Raw genomic sequence first — 1035 nt, 5'->3', positions numbered from 1 at the left:
TTTCGCTCTTGGAGCTGTAAATCAGACCATTGCCTACCCATTCTAACAGCTTTGGCATGAGATGTCCCAAGCCTGTGGCTGGCTGCCACATATATGGGGCAAATATATTGTAACAGGAGCTGGTGCACATCAACATAAACCGGACGCAGAGAATCACTCTGCGGCTCAGCGAGGCGGAGTGCAGAGGAATCACAAGGAAAGCCAAGTCCTGCGGGCTGAGCAAGTCGGGTTATATCCGGCAGCTCATTGTGGGATATGAACCCAGGGAATCCCCACCCGCTGATTACTTTGCCATGATCCGCGAGCTAAAGGGGATTGGCAACAATCTGAACCAACTGGCATTTGTGGCAAACGCCACCGGCCTGATTGACGAGACCGCTTACTATGAGAACGTGATTCACCTGCGGGACAGCCTGCGGCGAATCGAGCAGGCGGTAGTGGGTACAGCGGATGGCGCAGACGAAGCTATGGCCGATTAAGAGTAACCTGGCCCGGTCCATCTGTTACATCATGAACCCAGCAAAAACCCAGGAGGGCAAGCTGGTGTCAGGTGTGAATCTCTTTATTCCGCCCAATGACTGGCAGGCACCTACCAATCAGATGTTGAGTACCAAGCTGCGCTTTGGCAAACAGGGCGGCAGGCTGGCGTACCACTTGGACCAGAGCTTCAAGCCAGGGGAGGTCACGCCGGACGTGGCCCACCAGATCGGCGTGGAGCTGGCAAAGGAACTGTTTGGGGACAAGTATGAGGTAGTGGTCGCCACCCATACAGATAAAGACCATATTCACTCGCACATTATCCTCAACTCGGTTTCCTTTGTAGATGGGAGCAAGTTCCACCAGCCCAATGCCATGTACTACGACCGAATCCGCAAGCTGTCCGATCAGCTATGTGCGCGATACGGTCTTTCTATTATAAAGACCTGCTAATAAAAGTCAAGAGCCAAATTGAAGGTAAGCGGGATTTTATAGTCGCCGCAAAAAGGGTACAGAAAACCAAGCCACCGCCATTGAAAAATTTTGGCGCTGGCCTGT

General features: G+C 52.6%; 2 protein-coding genes. Both read left to right on the top strand.

Features of this window, described 5'->3' with window-relative positions; translation table 11 throughout:
* Positions 1 to 122 precede the first annotated feature (122 nt).
* Entirely contained in the window at positions 123 to 479 is a 357-nt protein-coding gene (locus U8U68_RS21925) for a plasmid mobilization protein (RefSeq protein WP_322204590.1), read from the top strand.
* Positions 451 to 930, top strand: coding sequence for a relaxase/mobilization nuclease domain-containing protein (locus U8U68_RS21920; RefSeq protein ID WP_322204588.1), 480 nt, complete (start codon positions 451 to 453; stop codon positions 928 to 930). Before U8U68_RS21925 ends, U8U68_RS21920 begins: the two co-directional genes overlap by 29 nt.
* Positions 931 to 1035: the final 105 nt, after the last annotated feature.

This window comes from Acutalibacter intestini (assembly GCF_034334985.1).
GTDB lineage: Bacteria > Bacillota > Clostridia > Oscillospirales > Acutalibacteraceae > Acutalibacter > Acutalibacter intestini.
This window is presented reverse-complemented; position numbering and strand designations above follow the sequence as displayed.